This is a genomic window from Micromonospora sp. NPDC005299 (genome assembly GCF_042872345.1).
Classification (GTDB): Bacteria; Actinomycetota; Actinomycetes; order Mycobacteriales; family Micromonosporaceae; genus Micromonospora.
Genome location: NZ_JBIAKG010000037.1, coordinates 1 through 1488, shown reverse-complemented (window position 1 = coordinate 1488; position 1488 = coordinate 1). Strand labels below are relative to the sequence as shown.

Annotated in this window: 2 protein-coding genes; both read left to right on the top strand. The window is 68.3% G+C overall.

From position 1 onward, the window contains the following. The coding region (locus ACFYPD_RS34045; RefSeq protein WP_387122906.1) for a hypothetical protein at positions 1–540 on the top strand (540 nt) is incomplete at its 5' end. A 455-nt stretch (positions 541–995) separates the two neighbouring features. Beyond that, entirely contained in the window at positions 996–1415 is a 420-nt protein-coding gene (locus ACFYPD_RS34040) for a YncE family protein (protein ID WP_387122904.1), read from the top strand. Positions 1416–1488: the final 73 nt, after the last annotated feature.

The window sequence follows — 1488 nt, the reverse complement described above, 5'->3', positions numbered from 1 at the left end:
CGGCACTGCTGGCTGGACGAGCGGGAGATCGTCGGGCGGATCGGGTCGGTCAGCCCCCAGCCGGGCGTCCGCCGGCACCAGGCCTCCTGGCTGCCGCCATGGCACGGCTGGGCCGTCCTGGAACCGCGGGCTCAACGGCTGCTGGCCGACGTGATGCTGCTGCTCAACCTCGCCGACCGGGGACGGGACAACGATCAGCGGGCGCGCCGGCTCACCCGTGCCAGCCGGGCCGAGCTGCCCCCGTGCCTCACCATCGACCGCACCGCCATGCGGGTCAACCTGAGCCGCCGCCAAGCCCACGACGTACAACCGGGCGCCACCTGCATCGACGACTGCCCGTTCCGGCTGTGCCCGCTGCCGCCAAAGGGAGACGAGCTGCCGTACCAGATGGACGAGGCCTTCTGCGCCCACCAAATCGACCTCGTCGGGCGCTCGCTCCGGTCGCCCGGGCGAGCGGACTGGCAGGCAGTCAACCGACAGGACCTGCGGACGTTCTGGCGGGACATGTCCGAGCGGATGGCCCCCGCCTGGCGGAAGTAGTCAGAGGTGATTGCGGGCAAAACGCTACGCCGGAGCCCGGCGGCAGGAGCAATCGGAGCATCCGGATCTATCGGATGATGTCGACCATTACGGTCGGCACCACGAGGTCGACGCCCGCCACGGCAGGCACCCGGGGCACCTGGGCCGTGAGCTGCAGGAGAGCACTCTGATGGCCGGCATCCTGCAACCCCTAGCCCGCACGGCACGCTCGCTGGCATGTCGTTAGCCACCGCCGAGCTGGTCGGCTGCGGCGTGGCTGAGGTCGGTCAACTCGGAGCGCAGGGCGTTGTGGTTGGGCCCAGGGAGGGATCGGTTTGCTCAGCGCGTCGCCCGACGGCCGGGGCGCCCGCGCCGGCTCCGGCCGTTGGACTTCGATCCCGGAGTTATTCGTTGTCGCGGGTCTTAACCCCTGCTGGCCGGCCCGCCCCCACAATGGCTAGGGGAAAGGAGCAGCCGTGCCGTCATCCAGTGACGTCCGGGCCACGATTCCGGTCGGCATGCGGCCCAAATGGGTCGCGATCACGCCGACCGGGAGCCGCGCCTACGTGACCTTGGAGGACGTCCAAGCGGGCGGTGATGCGGGTGGCGTCGCCGTAATCGACACCCAAACCAACATGGTCACCACAACCATCACCGTGGGCTCCGACCCAAGCGGCGTGGTGATCGCACCTGATGGTCATCATGCCTACGTACCCAACTGGGACTCGAGTCGCGGCCGGGGTGTGGTGAGCGTTATTGACACCGACACCAACGCCGTCATCGACAGCATCACCGTAAGCGGTCCGGGAGGCGGTCCGAATGGAGTAGCGATCACACCGAACGGTCGCCACGTTTACGTCGCCACAGACCAGGAGCTACAGATCTTGAATGGCTAGGGTGAGTCGGGTTCGAGGGTCAGGCTGGTGTGGGCGAGGAAGTTGTCGAGCAGGTCGGCCCGGTACTGGACGC